Consider the following 19,056-nt stretch of genomic DNA (forward strand, 5'->3'; position numbering starts at 1 on the left):
CTTTATTTCTTTCTAGTACTCTAAAACTAGATTTTTAAAAAAATGAGCAACTAAAAAGTCGCTCTTTTATTGTCTTTTTGTATTTTAATATTCTAAGCTCTTTTAGCAAAATAATATGAAAAGCCCAAGTTGATTTAAGCATAAAGCTTTCCATTTTGGACCTATTTTATTATATAGAATCTACTTTTTCTTTACAAGACCTAAAACATCGTCATAAGAAACAGGCCCTATCATGCGAGAATCCGTAGAGTTTAATCTATTGTCGCCCATGAAAAAATACTCATCATCTTTTAGCCTTCTCTTATAATATCTGCCTATTATAGACGAGTGGAGCTCTTTATACTCATCTAGACTAATCTTTGTTTTTTCGCAAAGAAACTTGTCATCATTGAAGGTCTTATCTACATAGGTTTCAGCTTGAAGAGTTCCATTTATATAAAGCTCCCCGTCTTTAATCTCAATAAAATCGCCCGGCAGACCAATAAGTCTTTTGATAAGATTCTCATCCGTATCTTTGGGCCTTACTACTATAATCTCTCCTCTTCTTAAAGTTCTTTTCAAAAGCCTTGTATAAGCCTTATTTACTATTAGCACTTGCCCATCTTTGATGGTGGGATACATTGAAGTACCAGATACTTTTACAAAGCTAAATACATAATTTTTGATAAAGATAGATAATAGAATTGTCAATGATAAAATTATAATATTTATTATTCTTTTTCTTTTCAAAATAAGCCCCTCCAACCCAATCTTCTAACTCTTTATTATATCCAATATCTTTTTTATTAACCAATTTGTGGTAGAAATTCTCGCCCCTTCTTCTATATTCTTTAGCTCGCTTCCGTGCCAAGTGTATAGGTCGGGGACTTTTTGTCCGTTTTTATTTTCGCCCCCTGTCCATTTTTTGAATGTATAGGCTCTCCAAGGGTTTGACTTTCTGCCTTTTATTGGTAGTCCTCGGACTTTTCCATCTTTCTTAGTGTGAACGCCTATTTGGAAGTCGTTGTCTTTAAAGTCTTGTGCTGGACCATCGCCAACGTTTGAATAGTCTATCATATAGAGTCTTGCCGGGAGTTTTATCTTACCCATGGGTGGTGCCTTGTAGATAGATTCGTTGGTGCCTCCGTCGTTATTTCCAAAGGATATGTCGTAGTAGAATTTTTCTCCCAAGTTTTGAAAATACTTAGACACGTCCACTCTTTTTACTTTTGGGCTTAGGATATCAACATCAAGCTTTACCTTGCCTTGTTCCATAACGGCTCTATAGGCAGGTGCGCCTCCGAAGTTAAAGCCCGAATAGATTGTTGGTACATTATCGGCATCTACTATGATGACATCGTATTTGATATTTGGCTCCTTGAAGATGACCTCTCCTGTGGTCTTATCTACGCCTATGCCTTTTTCTCCAGCGCCTGAGCCATAAAGGTGAGGCTTATATGAGGCTCCCGCCCAGTTTAGCATGATGCCCATCCATTGCTGGTAGGTATAGGAGTTGCCGAACTTTCCGTCTTTTGTGCCGTAGATATTCTTTCCGTTTGCACCAAGACCCATGTTGATGTCAAAGGGTCTGGTCCAGTTCTCGGGGCCGAATTTCTCGTCTGCATTGTTAATTTCAGTATTGTCATCATCGTCTTTAAGATTGTCATTTCCCGTAGCAAAGACAAAATTGAAGGACCCTATAAGAATAACTAAGGCGAGTAATAAGCTAATTGTTCTCTTATACTTCATAAAATCATATCCTTTCTGTATATTATTTGCTATTACTATCTCCTTATATATTAGGAAAAATTTTATTAAATTATTCACGGAAAAAATGTTTTTAAATTTAATTTCAAATATGTTGTTCTATATAAAGTATAAATAAGCAATACTTACTTAAAATGAATAAAAAAAAGAAACCCCGTAGGGTCTCTTTCAAATAATATATAAAAAGAAAGGAATTAATACAATTGTTTTACATTGCCAATCGGAGTGTTAGTGTATTTGTTGAATAAGTCGTTACCTTTAAAATGTTGTTCTATTCCAGCTTTAACAGTAGGGTCGGTTATTCTGTTTAAAGTTTCAGGCATTAAAGTAAACATATACCTTGCATCAAACTCATAGGCGTGTTTTTCTTCACCTTGTTTAATGGTCATTTTATATCTCAAAAGATCCCCTATCGGAGGAGCTAAAAGTTCACCATTTCTGCCCTTGCTTTTCAAAGCATTGTAATTAGCGATGTTACCTTGGAACAAGTCAAAAAAAGCAGATTTTGCATTTCCAGCGGCCATATTTCTCAATTTTCCACCTGTTATATAACCATTATATTCATTTTCATATTTTAAATTAGCTCCAATATACTTATGAGTTCCTCTTTTGATTTCTAAGTTTTGGTTATAAGGATAATACCTGCTATCGATAAGCTCAAACTGAATTTGGTAATCGTCAGAAGCATTTTTAAAATCGTCTTTATTCATTAATCTAAATACAAAAGGAGCCATAGCTTCCCCATTCTTTAAAGCAAACGGGTCTTGGTAGCCTATCCTAATATCAGGAGTAATCCACTTATCCGAGACCTTGCCCGGATACTTGTCCGCACTTGGCATATCAATGACTTGAGAGATTCTCGCATTTACAATAGCATCGTTATCGCCGGGTCTTGCCGCAACCTCACCCTTGTGATAGATCTTCGAGAAAAAGAGATTCAATAACTCATCCTCTGAAAGGTCCTTGTCTGCTACGGGTTTTGCCATGTAGATGTTTATTAAGTGGGTGCCTTTTGCTTGGCTATAGTCAACTTTGTAGCCCATGTTTTCTGCAATGAATCTTAGGGGAACGTAGGTTCTGTTGTTTTTTAAGAGGGGTGCGAGGGTCTTCTCGTTCTCGTCTATATAGAGGGGCTTGTCGTTTAGAGTGGCGGTGCTATTTCCTATTTGTAGGCTTAGCTTTCTGCCGAGGCTCTTGTTTTCCATTTTTATTATTTGGCCTTCGTTTTTCCAATCGACTTTAAAGCCCATGTTCTCGGAGATTACTCTAAGGGGTACCATGGTTCTGTTACCCTTTGCAATGTAGGGGTATCCGAGGTTTTCGCCTGTCTCGACTTTTTTCTCGTTTACTTTGATTATAAAGTTTGATTGAGCATCTATTTTGTCGAGCCTTACTGCTGATGGAAACAGCGTGAGGGCCGCTAATAGTGCTATAAATATTTTTTTCTTTTTCATGAGTTTTTCGGGGATTTTCCCCTTGTCTCCTTTCTCGTATTTTTTTGTTTTTCCTTTCTTTACTTAGGCTTATATGTAAAAAAGAAGCCCGCAGGCTTCTTACTATACTTCCATTATTACTGGTAGAATCATCGGGTTTCTCTTAGTCCTCTTAAATACATAAGATCTCAAGGTCGATTTGATGTTTCCCTTTAGATATAATCTGTTTGCTATTTCTTTCTTGCTTGCCTTGTTTATTAGCTCTTCTATTGCCTTTCTGGCGCCTTCCATCAAGTCTTCAGATTCTCTCACATATACAAAACCTCTGGAGATTAAATCTGGTCCACAAACAAGCTTTTGCTCTTTTTTAGATATAGTCAAAACAGCAACTATAAGTCCGTCTTCTGAGAGGTGTTTTCTATCTCTTAATACAACATTTCCCACATCTCCGATGCCAAGCCCGTCTACCATGACACTTCCTGCAGGAACATCCGAACCTATCTTGGCACTTCTGCCATTTATCTCTAAAACTTCTCCATTGTTCATTACAAATATATTCTTTTCTCTGATTCCCATCGCTTCAGCAATCTCCTTGTGTTTTAAGAGATGCCTTATTTCGCCATGGGCAGGCACAAAATACTTGGGCTTTACAAGTTCCAATATGAGCTTTAATTCTTCCTGACAAGCATGGCCTGAAACGTGAATTTCTGATAAGGACTCATATACAACCTCTGTGCCATTGTCAATCAGCTTATTTATAACTGCGGTAACTGCAGTTTCATTGCCCGGTATCGGAGTGGCAGACAAGATGACCACATCCTTAGGATGAATCTGAATTTGCCTGTGTTCTCCATTTGCAATTCTCGTAAGGGCACTCATCGGCTCGCCTTGAGATCCAGTTGTGATTATCGTGAGCTGACCCGGCTTGTACCTTTTCATGTTATTTATATCTACAAAAGTATCTTTCTTGACTCTTAGATAACCAAGCTTTCTTGCCGTCTCCATGACATTTACCATAGACCTTCCAGAAAGCACAACCTTTCTGCCATGCTCCTCGGACGCATTTATGATTTGTTGGATTCTGTGAACATTAGAGGCAAAAGTCGCGATGATAAGTCTTCTGCCTTCAAATACATTAAAAAGTCTTTTGAAAGTCTCTCCGACCTTTCTCTCGCTTAGAGTATAGCCGGGTCTTAGGACGTTGGTAGACTCTCCTATCATGGCGATGACACCCTTTTGACCAATCTCAGAGATCCTTCTTAGATTTATTACATCTCCCGAAATGGGAGTGAAGTCCACCTTGAAATCTCCTGAGTGGTAGACATAGCCGAGGGGAGTTTTGATTGCAAGAGCGCAAGCATCTGGAATAGAGTGGTTCACGCTAATCCATTCGACTTCCATTTTGCCGAACTTTATCTTGTCTCCAGCTTTTACCACCTTCATGTCAACATGGCCCAACCTATGCTCTTTAAGTTTGTTTTCCAAAAGTCCCATGGTGAGGGCTGTCCCATAAATAGGTAATTTTAATTTCTTCAATAAATAAGGGATTGCACCGATATGATCCTCATGACCGTGTGTCAGCACAAGCCCCTTTATCTTGTCTTGATTCATTACAAGGTATTGAAAATCAGGTATTACCACATCAATACCAAGTTGTTCTTCCTCTGGGAAGGTCATCCCGCAATCGACAATTATGATTTCATCCTTGAATTGAACCAAGGTCATATTCTTGCCAATTTCTCTCATGCCCCCCAAAGGAATGATTTTTAAGTTGTTACTGCTTCTCATTATTTCTCCTTCTTTTTCTGACAATCGCTGCAGTAACCGTAAAACTTCAGATTATGATCTACTATTTTAAATTTTTCAGATTTTTCAACAGATGATTCGAGCGCATCTAAAAGATCCAGTTTGACCTCTATTACTTTGTTGCATGAAAGACATATCAAATGGTGATGTCTATGCTCATTCTTTTCGCTCTTTAATTCGTATCTTATTGCTCCGTCATCAAAAGAGATTTTATATATTATGCCCAATTTTTCAAAAAGCAAAATTGTCCTATATACAGTTGCAATTCCCACTTCAGGATTTGCCTTTTTAGCAATTTTATAAACTTCCTCTGTTGTTAGGTGATGGCTTACATTGTCTACAAAAACCTTGTAGATGTCTTTTCTTTGATTTGTAAACTTGTATCCGTTTTCTCTTAAAATGTTTTTTACTATTTCTTCATAATCCTTTTTCATGTTTTCACCTACTGCATCTTGTCTTTTATTAATTCTTCATATACTTCTACTGCGTCATTTAATTCATCGTCATCAATTCCGACAAAAATTCCATTTCCATTTTCATCAAAATCTTGTCTTAGAATATATATCTGACCGTCAATATCTTCGCTAGGAACCATCGCCACATAAGAAGTGTCGTCTACTTGAAACTTGGCCTTTAAAATAAATTCAACTGGTTGATCATTCTCATCAAAAAATAAATGTTTTTCCATTAAGCCTCCTACTTGGAATCTAGATAGGTTTGGAGAATGTACGAGGCTGCTATTTTATCAATATACTTTTTTCTATTTTCTCTTCTTACAGAGCCTTCTATCAAGACTCTCTGCGCACTTATACTTGTCATTCTCTCGTCAATATAAATCAGATTCACTTTAAACTTATTCTTTATTTTTTCAGCAAATTTCCTGACTTTTTCGGATTGGGGTCCCAAGGTGTTATTCATATTTATAGGAAGTCCAACAACTACGTCACAAAGCTCGTATTCATTTATCAATTTCTCAATCTCCGCATAAGCGTCCTTATTGGATGTCCTTTCTATTCGCATAAGCGGTTGAGCAAACATCCCAAGCTCATCAGAGATGGCAACTCCTATATATTTGTCACCTATGTCCAGTCCAAGCACTCTCATGATTTTCTCCTAATCGTTATCATTATTATATACTAGCTACTAAATCCTATCAAGTTATTGTTGAAATTTAAGGGTTTTCGATTTACAATATATAGGCGAGCAGAAGTGATGGAATTGGCAGACTTCTCGGTCTCAGAAGCCGAGGACCTTTGGGTCGTGAGGGTTCAAGTCCCTTCTTCTGCACCAATATATTTGTGTTTTATAAGTTATCAAATACTTATAAAATTCACTCTAAAAGGACCAAGCTTTTATAAGTCTTGGTTCTTTTTTTATTTTTATATTTTTTACCCTTTCCATGTAAACTTTAATCTTGCTTGTTATTTTATTTGTGCCATTCATCCTTGCTTTTAATGAAATCTTATTTTTATATATTTATCTCAAGTAATCTGTTTTCTTCCTTATGATGCGATAATTAAAGTTTCCTTAAAACTCAAAGGATATAAATGCCTAAGCTCTCCCACTTCTATTCACTTTTTGTAGTATAATCAAGAAAAGGAGTGCTTATGAAAAAAATATTAATTATAGACGGATCGTCACTTTTCTTTAGGGCCTTTTATGCCCTTCCCAATCTTACAAATTCAAAGGGCTTTCCCACAAATGCCATATATGGTTTTGTGACCATGCTTGAAAATGCCATCGAAAAAATAAAGCCATCTGATATTTGTGTCTGCTTTGATTTGAAGGGCAAGACCTTTCGTCATGAGCAGTTCAAAGACTACAAGGCCAACAGGCAAAAAATGCCTGATGAGCTGTCTCTGCAATTTCCTCTTGTGAGAAAAATTTTGGATGCCATGAATATAAGAGTTCTCGAGTCGTCAAAGTTTGAGGCTGATGATTTGGCAGGAAGCCTTTCTAAGTTGAGCGAAAATGCTGGTTACGAGTGTGTGCTTTTAACAGGTGATAAGGATTACTTCCAACTAATAAGCGAAAAGACTAAGGTCTTGCTTACCAGAAAGGGCATCACTGAGTTAGAAGTTTTTGATGAAGAAAAGCTCTTTAAGGAATATTCTCTAAGTCCTACGGAGTTCATCGACCTAAAAGGTCTCATGGGAGACCAATCCGATAACATACCTGGTGTGAAGGGCATAGGAGAAAAGACTGGCATAAAACTCTTGAAAGAATTTTCTTCTATCGAAAATATTTACTCGAATTTAGATAAAATCTCTGCCAAGTCTTTAAAATCAAAGTTAGAAGACGGCAAGGCTCTGGCCTTTATGTCTAAAAAACTTGCAACAATAATACGAGATGTGCCAATTGATGCAGATCTAAAAGATTTTGAAATCAAGCCCTACAATCTTTCAGAGCTTGTAAAAATCTATGAGGAGTACGAGTTTTACAGTTTTTTAAAGAAATTGCCCCTAAATGATTCCCCTGCTAAAACTGATGAGATTTCCAAGTCTGTAGAAATTTTGGATGAATATGAAACTTCTTATTTGAAAAAGATTTTAAAAAATAAAAATTTCGCCTTTAAGTTGATTTCAGAAGGCAAATTTTACGAGGGCGTCCTGCCTTCTTTTTGGGGACTCAAGACTGAAAATGAGCCTCCAGTATTTTACAAATTCTCCAAAGAATCTCTTTTAAAATTTAAGGAAGCCTTTGAAAGGGAAGATATAGAAATTTTGGGCCATAATCTCAAGGAAGATCTCATAAGTCTTATTGGGTTTGGGATAGATTTTAAAAATGTAAAGTACGACTTGCAAATTGCCGAATATATCATCGCACCCGAGGTTTCGAATTATGAAATCGAAAGGCTTACTCAAATCTATCTAAATAAAAATATGAAAAGCCTAAAAGAAATTTTAGGTAAAGGCAAAACTTCAAAAAAACTAGAAGAAGCATCTGACGATGTCAAAATCTATCTCGCAGACTTATTAGATGCCATATACAAAATCAAGCCTGAACAGGAAAAAAAGATGGACGACAAAAGCAAAGGTCTTTTTTATGATGTGGAGATGCCCCTTATAGAAGTGCTAGCAGATATGGAGGTCGTTGGCTTTTCTGTTGATAAATCTTGCCTCGAAGATATAGGTTTGGTCTTGGATTCAAATTTAAAAAAACTGACTCAAGAAATTTTTTCAGAGGCCCAAGAGGAGTTTAATATCAACTCTCCCAAGCAATTAGGCGAGATTCTTTTTGAAAAACTCAACTTCCCCGTCATCAAAAAAACTAAAACGGGCTATGCAACTGGTGCTGAGGTTTTGGAAAAGTTGGCAGGTCAAGGCGGAATAATAGAAAATATCCTAGAGTATAGAAAGCTTTCAAAACTCAAGTCTACTTATGTAGATGGACTAATCAAAATAATAAATAAAAATGATTCAAAAATTCACTCATCCTTCAACCAAACTGTCACAGCAACTGGTAGGATTTCCTCGACAGAACCCAACTTGCAAAATATTCCAATTAGAACAAAGGAAGGTCGCCTAATAAGAAAAGCCTTTTTGCCATCGGAAAATTGCAGATTAATCGATGCCGACTACTCACAAATAGAATTAAGAGTGCTGGCATCAGTATCCGATGACAAAGATATGATTGAGGCTTTTAAGCATGGAGAAGATATCCACGCTTCAACAGCTGCCCAAGTATTTAAGGTAGATATAAAGGATGTCGACTCTGAACTCAGAAGCAGGGCCAAGGCTGTCAATTTTGGCATTGTATATGGCATTTCAGACTATGGTCTTTCCCAAAACTTAAATATACCAAGACAAGAAGCCAAGACTTATATTGACAATTACCTCAATCACTACAAGGGCATCAAGGCCTTTATGGAAAATATAGTAAAAGAAGGCAAAGAAAAGGGCTATGTCAGAACAATTTTTGGTCGCAAGAGAAATATTCCAGAGCTAAATAACAGAAACTTTAATATAAGGTCTTTTGGCGAACGTATAGCACTTAATACACCAATCCAAGGCTCTGCCGCCGATATAATAAAGATTGCCATGGTTAAAGTTTTTCAAAAGCTCAAGGCTGAAAATTTAAAGAGTAAGTTGATTTTGCAAGTCCATGATGAGCTGATCTTGGATTCCCCGATAGATGAAATAGACAGAGCCAAGAAAATCTTAAAAGATGTGATGGAAAATGCCGGCAAGTTAAAAGTGGATTTGTTAGTAGATATGGAGGTCTTGGATAATTGGTATGATGCAAAATAAAACAAGATATATAGGCTTGACCGGCTCAATTGCAACTGGGAAATCCACAGTTTCTTCATATCTAAAAAAACTCGGCTACCCCCTTGTCGATGCTGATGTAATCGCCAAGAACATCTACTCTGATAAGGATGTATATAAAAAGACCCTAGCCATCTTTGGAAGGGATATCTTGGATAAAGAAGGCATAAGTCGAGATAAGCTTGCTAGAAAAGTCTTTGGAAACAAAAAAGCCTTGGATGAACTTTCAAAAATAGTTCATCCCGGCATCTTGAAAAATTTACAAGAAGAGGCCTTTTCCTACGCAAATGCAGATTTTGTCTTTTTGGATATTCCCCTGCTCTTGGAAATGAAAGAAAAGATAGAAAGCGTGATTTCCTTTTATGAAATTTGGCTTGTCTATGTGCCAAGAGAAATTCAAATCGAAAGGCTTATCAAAAGAGATGGCATCGACAGAGCCTATGCCCTAAAAAAATTAAATTCGCAAATGTCCATTGAGGACAAGAAAAGGCTCGCTGATATTATATTATACAACGATACGAGCTTAGAAAACCTATATGCTCAAGTAGACTACGAAATAAAAAATCTAAAAGAAAGAATTGAAAAAAACCGCTAACTATTATATAATAATTAGCGTTGCGGAGGTGCTGGAATGGCAGACAGGCATGTTTGAGGGGCATGTGCGTGCAAACGCGTGAGGGTTCAAGTCCCTTTCTCCGCACCATTATTTTTTTAAAGCTTTACACAATTTTACAAGATATGCAAATTTAAGATACAATTGCCTAGTTATTAAAAGCCGGGCAATTTTTTTATTGTTTTTGCATGAATTTATACGCTTTTCAAACTTATAGCAGACAAATGGCATACATTTCTTAATTTTTCTACAAATTAGCTCCTATGAATTTTATCTATACTTTTTCAACTATATGATAGATCCCCCAACCTCATTCGCATTTTATAAGTTTTTGATGAAGTACGTTAATTTAACATTATAAATATTTTTACTTCTTACATAAAAAAAGAGGTCCGTATCAACGAACCTCTTTTTTGTTTTATATGCAGTTTTTAGTTTTCGCTGCCGGCAGTTGCCATTTCTTTTTCGGCTGCTGCTTTTGCTGCGGCTTCTTTAGCTGCTTGTCTTTTCTTTTCTTCTTGTTTTTTTAGCGTTTCACGAATTTTATCTAGTCTTTCTGGGAACTCTACAAAGATTGCTCCAGTTGGACACTTAGCTGCACAGAATCCGCAATTAATACACTTGCTATAATCAATTTTAGCCAAGTTATCTTCCACTTTGATACAACCCTTAGGACATACTTTTTCGCACATCTTGCAACCTATACAACCAATGCCACAATTTACTCTTACATCTTTGCCTGAATCGGTTGTATTACATTTTACGAAAGTTTTTTGCTTGTAAGGAACAAGATCGATTATGTGTTTAGGGCAAATTTTTATACATTTTAAACATGCCACACATTTTTCCTTGTCTACAACTGCTATGCCATCTACTATGTGTATAGCATCAAATTCGCAAACTTTTGTACAAGTTCCGCCACCAAGACAACCTGCTCCACAAGATTTTTGACCTTGTTGAAAATCAGATATTAGTCTGCAATCTTCAAGACCATGGTATTCGTATTTATTTATCGCCTTTGCACATGTTCCTTGACATTTAACAAGAGCGACGTTTCTTTCTATATTTCCTGCGTTGACGCCCATTATTTCTGCTACCTTGGCAGCAGTTTCTGCACCGCCTATTGCACAAGAATTTACCGGTGCGCTTCCTGCAACTATTGCATTTGCGAGTCCTTCACAACCTGGAAATCCGCAAGCACCACAGTTTGCTCCAGGAAGTGATCCTAAAACCTCTGAAACTTTTGGATCAACTTCAACTGCAAAAACTTTTGAAGCAATTGACAGAGCAACCCCAAATATCGATCCTATTACTCCCAGAATTATAATGGGTAATAATAATTTGTCCATGCTTAACCCCCTATACTAATCCTGAGAATCCTGAGAATGCCAAGGCAATAAGACCTGCAGATATAAGTGCTATCGGCACACCTTGAAGCTTCTTAGGAATATTTCCAATTGCAAATCTTTCTCTGAGTGATGCCATAAGTAAAAGTGCTAAGAAGAAACCTAATGAAGCACCTAGACCAGAGAATATTGTTTCAATTATATCGTACTTATTTTGAATATTTAATACTGTAACACCAAGTACCACACAGTTTGTAGTTATTAGAGGAAGATATACCCCCATAGCTGTATAAAGTGCTGGTGATGATTTTTTGATAACCATTTCAACGAATTGAACTAAGGATGCTATTACTAGTATAAATACTATGGTTTGTAAATAGCCTAGTTCAAATGGATCTAAGATAAATCTTTGTATTAGCCAAGTTACAATTGATGCAATTACTACAACGAAGGTAACTGCAACACCCATTCCTACAGCAGTTTCAGTCTTTGAAGAAACTCCAAGGAAAGGACATATTCCCAAGAATTGTGCGAATACATAATTGTGAACAAGGATTGTTGAAATTAAAATCGTAATTATACTTGCAACCATCTTATTCACCCCTTCTTGATAATAAGTGTCTAAACAAGGCTATTAAAAAGCCAAGTAAAATGAAGGCGCCTGCTGGAGCAGTCATAAGTCCTACTCCTGGATATGCTTGAGGCATAATTTGTTTGTCAAACAAGCTTCCGTTACCGACAAATTCTCTTAATATACCCATAGCTAATACTGCCATTGTATATCCTACACCAGTTCCAAGACCATCTATGATTGATGGTATAACCTTGTTTTTATAAGCAAAGCCTTCAGCTTCACCCAAAATACAACAGTTTACAACTATAAGTGGTAGAAATATACCCAAGGCACGATAAACAGGCTTTGAATAAGCTTGCAATATCATTTGAACCAAGGTTACAAATGTTGCAATTACTACTATAAAACATGGAATCCTGATTTTTTCAGGAATAACTTTTCTAAGCAAAGAAACTACAAAGTTACTCATTATGAGTACAAAAGTTACAGCAGCTCCCATAGAAACTGCATTTATTACAGATGTCGAAACAGCAAGTACTGAACAAAGACCGATTAGCTGCATAAAAACCGGGTTATTCTTGAACATACTGTTAGTAAATACTTTACCTAATTTCATAATAACCTCCCCCCTTATTTAGCCAATAGATAATTGAACGCTTGAATAGCTACATTGTCTGCTGCAAGGACAGCCTTACTTGTTACTGTTGCCCCTGTCATAAGTAGCACTTGATTTTCTGCTGAAGGATCTTTTGAAATAGTCAAATCCCCAGCTGCAGATTTTCCATTATATGAAGAATAATAAGTTTCATCTGCTATTCTTGTACCAAAACCTTTTGTTTCAGCGTTTACAATATTTCTAAATCCTGCAATGGTCTTGTTTTCTATATAAAACCCAAGAGCATTTGTCATTTCTCCGCCAAATCCGTTACCCTTTACGTTGATTCCGTATCCGATTAGGTTGCCACCTTTTTTAACCTCAAATACACTTTCTATATCTGGGAATTTTTCTTGAACTTCCTTTAGAAGTCCTTGGTCAACAGGAGTAACTTCTTCTGCATCTTCCCCATAAATTGTTTGGTAAGAAGCTAGTGTTTCTTTGAGCTCGTTTTGCATGATAACTGGAGCTGTGTATGCGTTTACAATGGCCAGAAGACCTGCAGAAACTGCACAAAGAATCAATAAAATAAATCCTAATTTTATACTTTCTTTCATTTTGTCACCTTAGCCTCTCCGTATGCTGATGTCGCAGTCAACTTATTGATAAGAGGTGTTGCGGCATTCATCAATGCTATAGAGTATGAAACACCTTCAGGCAAGGATGCCTTTACTCTTATTACTGCAGTTATAAGACCGCACAAAAGAGAGAAGATTATCTTTCCCCTATTGTTTGCAGGGCTTGAAGAATAATCGGTAGCCATGAAGAAAGCTCCTAAAATCAGTCCACCACCAAAAATTTCATATGGAAGGATGTGGCTAGGCACACCAAGTAAAAATAGAAATACAGCAGTTGATGCTATATAAAATACTGGTATTCTCCATGAAATTACGCCTCTAACCAATAGATAAATAGCGCCTATAATCAATAGAATTACGGATGTTTCACCCAAAACTCCGCCAATATTACCTATAATCATATCTTTTAAAGGAGGAAGCTTGTCAAAAGCTCCTACTTTTATAAGTTGCAAAGGAGTTGGTCCTGAAACTCCATCTAGAGCTGCTGGATAACTTGTCATCTTGCCTGCCCATGAAGCCATTAAGACAATTCTAGCTGCTATGGCAGGGTTCATAAAGTTATTTCCTACTCCTCCAAAACATTCTTTTACTACTATAATTGCGAAAGCAGAACCAAAAATCCCCATCCAAATAGGAGCAGTTGCTGGTAAGTTAAAGGCAATCAATAAGCCTGTTACAACAGCTGTGAGGTCTTTTATTTGAAGTTCTTTCTTTGCAAGTTTTTGATAAATAAATTCCGATACAAGGCATGAAACTACACAAGTTATATTTAGAATTAAAGCCTTGATTCCAAAAAAATAAACACTTCCTATTAATGCCGGCAAAAGTGCTATTATAACATCCAGCATAATTCTTTGAACTGTATCCTTAGAGCGCAAGTGAGGTGCTAAGGCTACAAATAATTTTCTTCCCTCTTGAGAAGTAATATTTTTTTCCATAATTACACCTACCTTGTCATTCTAGATCTCAACTCACGTTTAGCGAGTTTTATCGATGGAGTAAGTTGTCTTTTAGCCGGACATACAAACGAGCAAATTCCACATTCCATACATTGGTCTGCATGCAGAGCATCACATAGATCTATATTTTCTTTTAAAATTGCAGAATTAATGTCTGTCGGATTGATTCTTGCTGGGCAATGATCAATACATCTTGAGCATCTAATGCATGGGCTTTCTTCTACATTTTTGATTTCCTCTTCAGTGAAAACCAAAATACCAGAAGTAGTCTTTGTAACAGGGCTGTTTAAATCAAATACAGATTTTCCAGTCATAGGTCCACCACATATTATTTCCTTGTAGTTTTCCTTCATGCCGCCACAAAATTCAAGTATATCACCTACACTAGTTCCGACTTTAACCAAAATATTCTTAGGTTGATTAATTCCAGAGCCCGATACTGTGATTACCCTTTCATATGACGGTTTTCCCTTTATAAGAGCCTCTTGAAAAGCTAAAGTTGTACCAACATTTGTCAAAAAGACTCCAACATCGTTAGTTACACCATTTTGAGGGACAATCCTTCCCACAACAGCTTCTGAAAGTCTCTTTGAATCACCTTGTGGATACTTTGTTTGGCATCCTACAACCGCCAAATTCTTCCACTCTGGATGCTCAGAGATTACCTCTTCCATCTTAGCTATTGCATCAGGTTTATTTTCTTCTATTGCCATATAGGAAACATTTTTGTTGTAGAAACTTGCGAAAATCTCAAGTCCTTCCAAGATTTCCTCTGTCCTCTCAAGCATAATCCTGTGGTCGCAAGTCAAAAATGGCTCACACTCAGCACCATTGATGATGCATTCATCAAGCGCTGGATTTTCACTCTTCAACTTGGCGTGCAAGGGGAATCCTGCCCCTCCCATTCCTACTATTCCATACTTCTTTACAAATGGAATCAAATCATCTAAGGTCGCATCTTTCAAGTTTTCTAAAGGCTTTGCGTCTTCAAAAACTTCCCCAAGACCGTCCGATTCGATAGTTACACATTCACAAAATCTTCCATCGGCGGTATAGGCTTTTTTTATGGCCTTGACAGTTCCAGAAACACTTGCGTGCACATCTGCGGAAATAAAAGCTTCTGATGAACCCACTGTTTGTCCAACCTTTACATGATCGCCAACTTTTACACATGGCTTACATGGAGCCCCAATATGTTGTGACATTGGTATGTACACTAACTTAGGATCCGGCATTACTTCAATAGCAAGACCTTCAGTTAACCCCTTGTGTTCATCAAAATGAATTCCTCCCACTTTAAAAGTGAGGTTTCTTGAACTCATAACAATCTCCTTTCATAAATATTTGTACCCTGAGGGCACTCCTTATCGTTAACATTATAACACCAAAATTTTATAAAGTATACGAATTGATAAATTAAAATTGCATTTTGAAAAATGGCTTAATTCTAAGAATCCCACTATCATCGCATTTACAATACAATATTTTTTATAAAAAATATGTTGACAAATTTATTAAGCGCCTATATAATGTATTTTGTTGATGAGCGGGAATGGCGGAATTGGCAGACGCGCTAGACTTAGGATCTAGTTCTTCGGAGTGGGGGTTCAAGTCCTCTTTCCCGCACCAACTTTTTTTATTTAAGGCTTGGTTTCACCAAGTCTTTTTATTTTTGAGTCTATTGATTTTATCTAATCACAATTTCCCATCCTTAAATGATATAATGATGTTAGGAGAATGATTTTAATGAAGAATAATTTTAACGATTTTTTTAATGGAAGATATGGAAGAGACGAGCTCAATATCTTTCTTCAGTATTTAGCTTTGATTTTTATACTAATTTCTATTTTTAGCAAGATTAGCATTTTTTATTCTCTGGCAGCTTTAAATCTTTTCTTTGTATGGTTTAGGATTCTATCCAAAAATATTTCAAAGAGACAAGATGAAAATAGGGCCTTTTTAAAAGTAATCAGTCCTATAACATCGTTTTTTAAATTGACCAGTAGAAAGTTCAAGGATAGAAAGTATTACAAATATTTGTCTTGCCCAAAATGTGGCACTAATTTAAGAGTCCCAAAAGGCAAAGGCAAAATCAAGGTCAGATGCAAGCACTGTCAGCATGTTTTTGAAGCCAGATCATAAATTGGAGATGATAATAATGGAATACTCTAAAAATATCGATAGAATAAAAGAAATGGAAAATATATTAAATAAACACTCTGTTATCATTGAAGAGTTCAGTCATTGTTTGGATAAATTTAAAGCTAGTCAAGATGATTATGAAAAACTTTCAAATTATTATAGCTCTCAGGCTTGGTTCGACGATTTAAAGATAAGCGAGAGCAAAGATTTTCCAAAAGACATCAATTGCGGAGTTTTGTCAGAAGATGCTGTGTTCGACCTAATAGGTGAAAATTTCGAAATAGCTAAGCAGTTGCTTGATCTAGCAAATAGAATTTTACAAAATCACTAATAAAAAGACCTACCTAAGGCTTTTTCTTTAAATAAAAGGCGACTTAGAGTAGGTCTTTTTTGATGTCTTTTTATTCAATTTTCAGAATTTTTTTCTCTTTCTTGACCTCTTGTTTTAATTTCTTTTAGCTCGTCCAAGTTTCCTCTCTCAATGACTTCTTTTGGAATGTCAAATAGTATTAGACCATTTTTCCACGTTTGAGCTTCTCCATTTTTAGCTTTGTATTTTTCCGGTAATAGTATCAAAGAATATGTTTCGACTTTGAAAGGTCCCTTATCCATCACCGAGACCATGCTTTTTAATATCTTCAAGGCTTCTTCGTAGTTTACATTTTCTCTAAAGGCATTGGCCGTCACTTCTAGGGGGAATGGAAAATTATTAATGTCTACTTTTTGGTCTAATTTTATGAGATTTTTATATTCTCTGTCCTTATATTTTAAATCAAGGCTGAGTTCATAGGGCAAATTTTCTCTTTCTCTTATTTCATTTACATATTCAAGGGCCGCTTCTCTAAATCTACTCATTGTGTTAAGTAAAATATCTTCATGAGTATCATAGAGAAAGCGTCCCATATAATCAAATGCCACATCAAATTTTGTGTCTTGGCTTTTTTTGTCTTGAAGTCTTATTATGTAGGCCGCATTTTTAAAATCATAAAAGATTTCTCTTTTCTCAAAATCCATGTTCTTATACTCTTTATTAAGATATTTTTTAGCTGCATTGTTTGCCAGTGCCTTTGATATAGGATTGCAAAAAAAGGCATTAAAAATGAAAATGGCTATAAGGCACAAAGCTGCGAATATTATTTTAAAAAGTGTCCTCACAATCTCCTCCTTATTTAAATTTTTTTGTTTAAGATTAGATTCAAGTCTTAGACTTATGTCTCAATATAATTTATCTTTTAAAATTGCTAAATTTTATTATAAAAAATTGGCCTAAGTAAAAACTTGTGCCAATTTTTTATAATTTTTATGGAAGGATTTATGTTTTACAGAGGCTTGGCAAATATCATCTTGCCTGCAGAAGTCTGCAATGCACTAGTCACACTTACTTTTATTGTAGTGCCGAGATAATCCTTGCCATTTTCAACTACTATCATGGTGCCATCATCCAAATATCCAAGGCCTTGGTCGTGTTCTTTTCCAAGTTTTACTATGGCGATTTCCATTTCTTCTCCTGGAATAAATACGGGCTTTATCGAATTTGCCAATTGATTTATGTTCAAAACTTTTATATTTTGAAGACTTGCCACCTTGTTTAAGTTGAAATCATTTGTTACGATTTTACCTTTGAGTTCTTGCGTTAATTTCAAGAGTTTGGAGTCCACTTCTGGAATCTCTGGAAATTTGCCTTCGTAGATTTCTATTTCAAAATCCGGGGAATCCTGCATAAATTTTAGTATATCAAGACCCCTTCTTCCTCTGGCTCTTTTTAGTCCATCTGCACTATCGGCTATGTGTTGAAGTTCTTCAAGTACAAATACTGGCACAACGAGTTTTCCTTCTAAAAATCCAGCCTTGGCTATCTCTCTTACTCTTCCGTCAATTATCACGCTTGTATCTAATATTTTCGGACAAGCTGTAAAATTTACATTGTTCTTTTCCTTACTGTGTCTTTTAGGCAGCTCAATATATCTTTTAAGTCTTGAATTTATTTCATCTCGATTTGAAGAGCCTAGCCTAAGTCCCAAATACCCAAACACTCCATATATTATTATTGTAAGGGTCAGTCCAAGATATGGAACTGGTATCAATTTTAGGGGTGTGCTGGCAAGATTTGCAACTAAAAGACCCAGAATAAGTCCCACTGTCGACAGAACTACTTCTGTAATCGGCATGGACCCAAGTTTTATTTCCAGTTGCTTTACTATTTTTTCTATGAATCCTAGAGATTTTGGTGCAAGAAAATAAAAAATAATTCCAAATAAAATAACAATAATAACTTGCATCACAATTCCTAGATAAGAGCTTATATGTCCTGAAAAAATACTCAGCCTTTTGATGTTGCTGTAAATAAAGTATCCCAGCCCCAAACCAGCCAAGGTGAAAAGCAATCTGAAAATTTTTTCTAAAATTTTGTTTGGTTTTATAATAATTATTCCTCCTCTTCGTTTAAATGTGTCGCCTTAACAACTAAAGCCTCCACTTCTTCCAATCCTTTTTCGTAAACTAGCATCATTTCGGAAACTATTATTTGCTTGGCGCTATTTAAGAGTTTTCTTTCGCCTGTTGATAAGCTTTTTTCGGAGTCTAATCTTTCCAGGCATCTGACAACTCTAGCGATTTCATCTATATCGCCACTTTTTATCCTATCCATATTAAATCTGTATCTATGATTCCAGTTTTTAGGTATAGGAGTATTTTCTTCCCTGCCTAAAACTTCAAGCACCTGATCCATTCTAGCTTTGTCATAGATAGTTCTCATACCCACCTCTTCAGCTGATTTCACAGGAACCATGACCTTCATAGCGTTTACAGGAAGTTTCAAAATATAATAAAGGACTTGTTCGCCCATTATTTCTCTTTTTTCAATATCGACTACTTCGCCTGCTCCGTGCATAGGATATGCAACTTTATCGCCAATTTCAAACATAATACCCCTCCAT

20 protein-coding genes and 3 tRNA genes are annotated in these 19,056 nt (G+C 36.1%); 7 read left to right on the top strand and 16 right to left on the bottom strand.

What is annotated here, in order from left to right; all coding sequences use genetic code 11:
- Positions 1-180: 180 nt before the first annotated feature.
- The 7 genes from lepB to ruvX form a co-directional block, all read right to left on the bottom strand.
- On the bottom strand, positions 181-729 hold the full coding sequence (lepB, locus tag LV469_03395; protein ID UHR03352.1) for a signal peptidase I: 549 nt from the start codon (positions 727-729) through the stop codon (positions 181-183).
- A 24-nt stretch (positions 730-753) separates the two neighbouring features.
- Positions 754-1,728 (bottom strand): hypothetical protein, encoded by a 975-nt coding sequence (locus LV469_03400; GenBank protein UHR03353.1) that lies wholly within the window; start codon positions 1,726-1,728, stop codon positions 754-756.
- Positions 1,729-1,940: 212 nt separating this feature from the next.
- Positions 1,941-3,200 (bottom strand): copper amine oxidase N-terminal domain-containing protein, encoded by a 1,260-nt coding sequence (locus LV469_03405; GenBank protein UHR03354.1) that lies wholly within the window; start codon positions 3,198-3,200, stop codon positions 1,941-1,943.
- Between the two features lie 102 nt (positions 3,201-3,302).
- Complete coding sequence (locus LV469_03410) at positions 3,303-4,967, bottom strand: ribonuclease J (GenBank protein ID UHR03355.1); 1,665 nt, start codon at positions 4,965-4,967, stop codon at positions 3,303-3,305.
- Entirely contained in the window at positions 4,967-5,419 is a 453-nt protein-coding gene (locus tag LV469_03415; GenBank protein ID UHR03356.1) for a transcriptional repressor, read from the bottom strand. The genes LV469_03410 and LV469_03415 overlap by 1 nt, the downstream gene beginning before the upstream one ends.
- Before the next feature lie 8 nt (positions 5,420-5,427).
- Positions 5,428-5,673 carry a DUF1292 domain-containing protein gene (locus LV469_03420; protein UHR03357.1) on the bottom strand — a complete coding sequence of 82 codons (246 nt, stop codon included), beginning with the start codon at positions 5,671-5,673 and terminating at the stop codon, positions 5,428-5,430.
- Positions 5,674-5,681: 8 nt separating this feature from the next.
- Positions 5,682-6,092, bottom strand: coding sequence for a Holliday junction resolvase RuvX (gene ruvX, locus LV469_03425; protein ID UHR03582.1), 411 nt, complete (start codon positions 6,090-6,092; stop codon positions 5,682-5,684).
- Positions 6,093-6,188: 96 nt separating this feature from the next.
- On the opposite strand from ruvX, the gene LV469_03430 reads away from it, so the two are divergent.
- The 4 genes from LV469_03430 to LV469_03445 all read left to right on the top strand — a co-directional run bounded on the left by LV469_03430 (position 6,189) and on the right by LV469_03445 (position 9,956).
- Positions 6,189-6,275, top strand: a tRNA-Leu gene (locus LV469_03430).
- A gap of 317 nt (positions 6,276-6,592) precedes the next feature.
- Positions 6,593-9,235 carry a DNA polymerase I gene (polA, locus tag LV469_03435; protein UHR03358.1) on the top strand — a complete coding sequence of 881 codons (2,643 nt, stop codon included), beginning with the start codon at positions 6,593-6,595 and terminating at the stop codon, positions 9,233-9,235.
- Positions 9,222-9,848, top strand: coding sequence for a dephospho-CoA kinase (gene coaE / locus LV469_03440; protein ID UHR03359.1), 627 nt, complete (start codon positions 9,222-9,224; stop codon positions 9,846-9,848). The genes polA and coaE overlap by 14 nt, the downstream gene beginning before the upstream one ends.
- 22 nt (positions 9,849-9,870) lie before the next feature.
- A tRNA-Leu gene (locus tag LV469_03445) sits at positions 9,871-9,956 on the top strand.
- Positions 9,957-10,297: 341 nt separating this feature from the next.
- On the opposite strand, the gene LV469_03450 is transcribed toward LV469_03445, so the two are convergent.
- The 6 genes from LV469_03450 to rsxC are packed head-to-tail and all read right to left on the bottom strand — an operon-like array spanning position 10,298 to position 15,300.
- Positions 10,298-11,215: an RnfABCDGE type electron transport complex subunit B gene (locus LV469_03450; GenBank protein UHR03360.1), complete on the bottom strand. Its 918-nt coding sequence runs from the start codon at positions 11,213-11,215 to the stop codon at positions 10,298-10,300.
- 10 nt (positions 11,216-11,225) lie between these two features.
- Positions 11,226-11,804 (bottom strand): electron transport complex subunit RsxA, encoded by a 579-nt coding sequence (rsxA, locus tag LV469_03455; GenBank protein ID UHR03361.1) that lies wholly within the window; start codon positions 11,802-11,804, stop codon positions 11,226-11,228.
- A gap of 1 nt (position 11,805) precedes the next feature.
- A complete protein-coding gene (locus tag LV469_03460; GenBank protein ID UHR03362.1) occupies positions 11,806-12,402 on the bottom strand; it encodes an electron transport complex subunit E in 597 nt (198 codons plus the stop codon).
- A 14-nt stretch (positions 12,403-12,416) separates the two neighbouring features.
- Positions 12,417-12,998 carry an FMN-binding protein gene (locus LV469_03465; protein UHR03363.1) on the bottom strand — a complete coding sequence of 194 codons (582 nt, stop codon included), beginning with the start codon at positions 12,996-12,998 and terminating at the stop codon, positions 12,417-12,419.
- On the bottom strand, positions 12,995-13,957 hold the full coding sequence (locus LV469_03470; GenBank protein UHR03364.1) for an RnfABCDGE type electron transport complex subunit D: 963 nt from the start codon (positions 13,955-13,957) through the stop codon (positions 12,995-12,997). Before LV469_03470 ends, LV469_03465 begins: the two co-directional genes overlap by 4 nt.
- Positions 13,958-13,965: 8 nt before the next feature.
- Positions 13,966-15,300, bottom strand: a complete 1,335-nt coding sequence (rsxC, locus tag LV469_03475; protein UHR03365.1) for an electron transport complex subunit RsxC — start codon at positions 15,298-15,300, stop codon at positions 13,966-13,968.
- A gap of 224 nt (positions 15,301-15,524) precedes the next feature.
- On the opposite strand from rsxC, the gene LV469_03480 reads away from it, so the two are divergent.
- The 3 genes from LV469_03480 (at position 15,525) to LV469_03490 (ending at position 16,451) form a co-directional block, all read left to right on the top strand.
- Positions 15,525-15,607 (top strand) — tRNA-Leu (locus LV469_03480).
- 117 nt (positions 15,608-15,724) lie between these two features.
- Positions 15,725-16,120: a zinc-ribbon domain-containing protein gene (locus LV469_03485; protein ID UHR03366.1), complete on the top strand. Its 396-nt coding sequence runs from the start codon at positions 15,725-15,727 to the stop codon at positions 16,118-16,120.
- 16 nt (positions 16,121-16,136) lie between these two features.
- Complete coding sequence (locus LV469_03490; GenBank protein ID UHR03367.1) at positions 16,137-16,451, top strand: DUF4298 domain-containing protein; 315 nt, start codon at positions 16,137-16,139, stop codon at positions 16,449-16,451.
- A 74-nt stretch (positions 16,452-16,525) separates the two neighbouring features.
- On the opposite strand, the gene LV469_03495 is transcribed toward LV469_03490, so the two are convergent.
- The 3 genes from LV469_03495 to LV469_03505 all read right to left on the bottom strand — a co-directional run bounded on the left by LV469_03495 (position 16,526) and on the right by LV469_03505 (position 19,043).
- Positions 16,526-17,275 (bottom strand): hypothetical protein, encoded by a 750-nt coding sequence (locus LV469_03495; protein ID UHR03368.1) that lies wholly within the window; start codon positions 17,273-17,275, stop codon positions 16,526-16,528.
- Between the two features lie 164 nt (positions 17,276-17,439).
- The gene (locus LV469_03500; protein UHR03369.1) at positions 17,440-18,399 is read right to left on the bottom strand and encodes a PIN/TRAM domain-containing protein; all 960 of its coding nucleotides are present in this window, start codon (positions 18,397-18,399) and stop codon (positions 17,440-17,442) included.
- A 146-nt stretch (positions 18,400-18,545) separates the two neighbouring features.
- The gene (locus tag LV469_03505; GenBank protein UHR03370.1) at positions 18,546-19,043 is read right to left on the bottom strand and encodes a CarD family transcriptional regulator; all 498 of its coding nucleotides are present in this window, start codon (positions 19,041-19,043) and stop codon (positions 18,546-18,548) included.
- Between the last annotated feature and the right edge of the window lie 13 nt (positions 19,044-19,056).

The sequence above is a fragment of the Peptoniphilus sp. GNH genome, from assembly GCA_021307325.1.
In the GTDB taxonomy this organism is placed as follows: Bacteria; Bacillota; Clostridia; order Tissierellales; family Peptoniphilaceae; genus KA00134.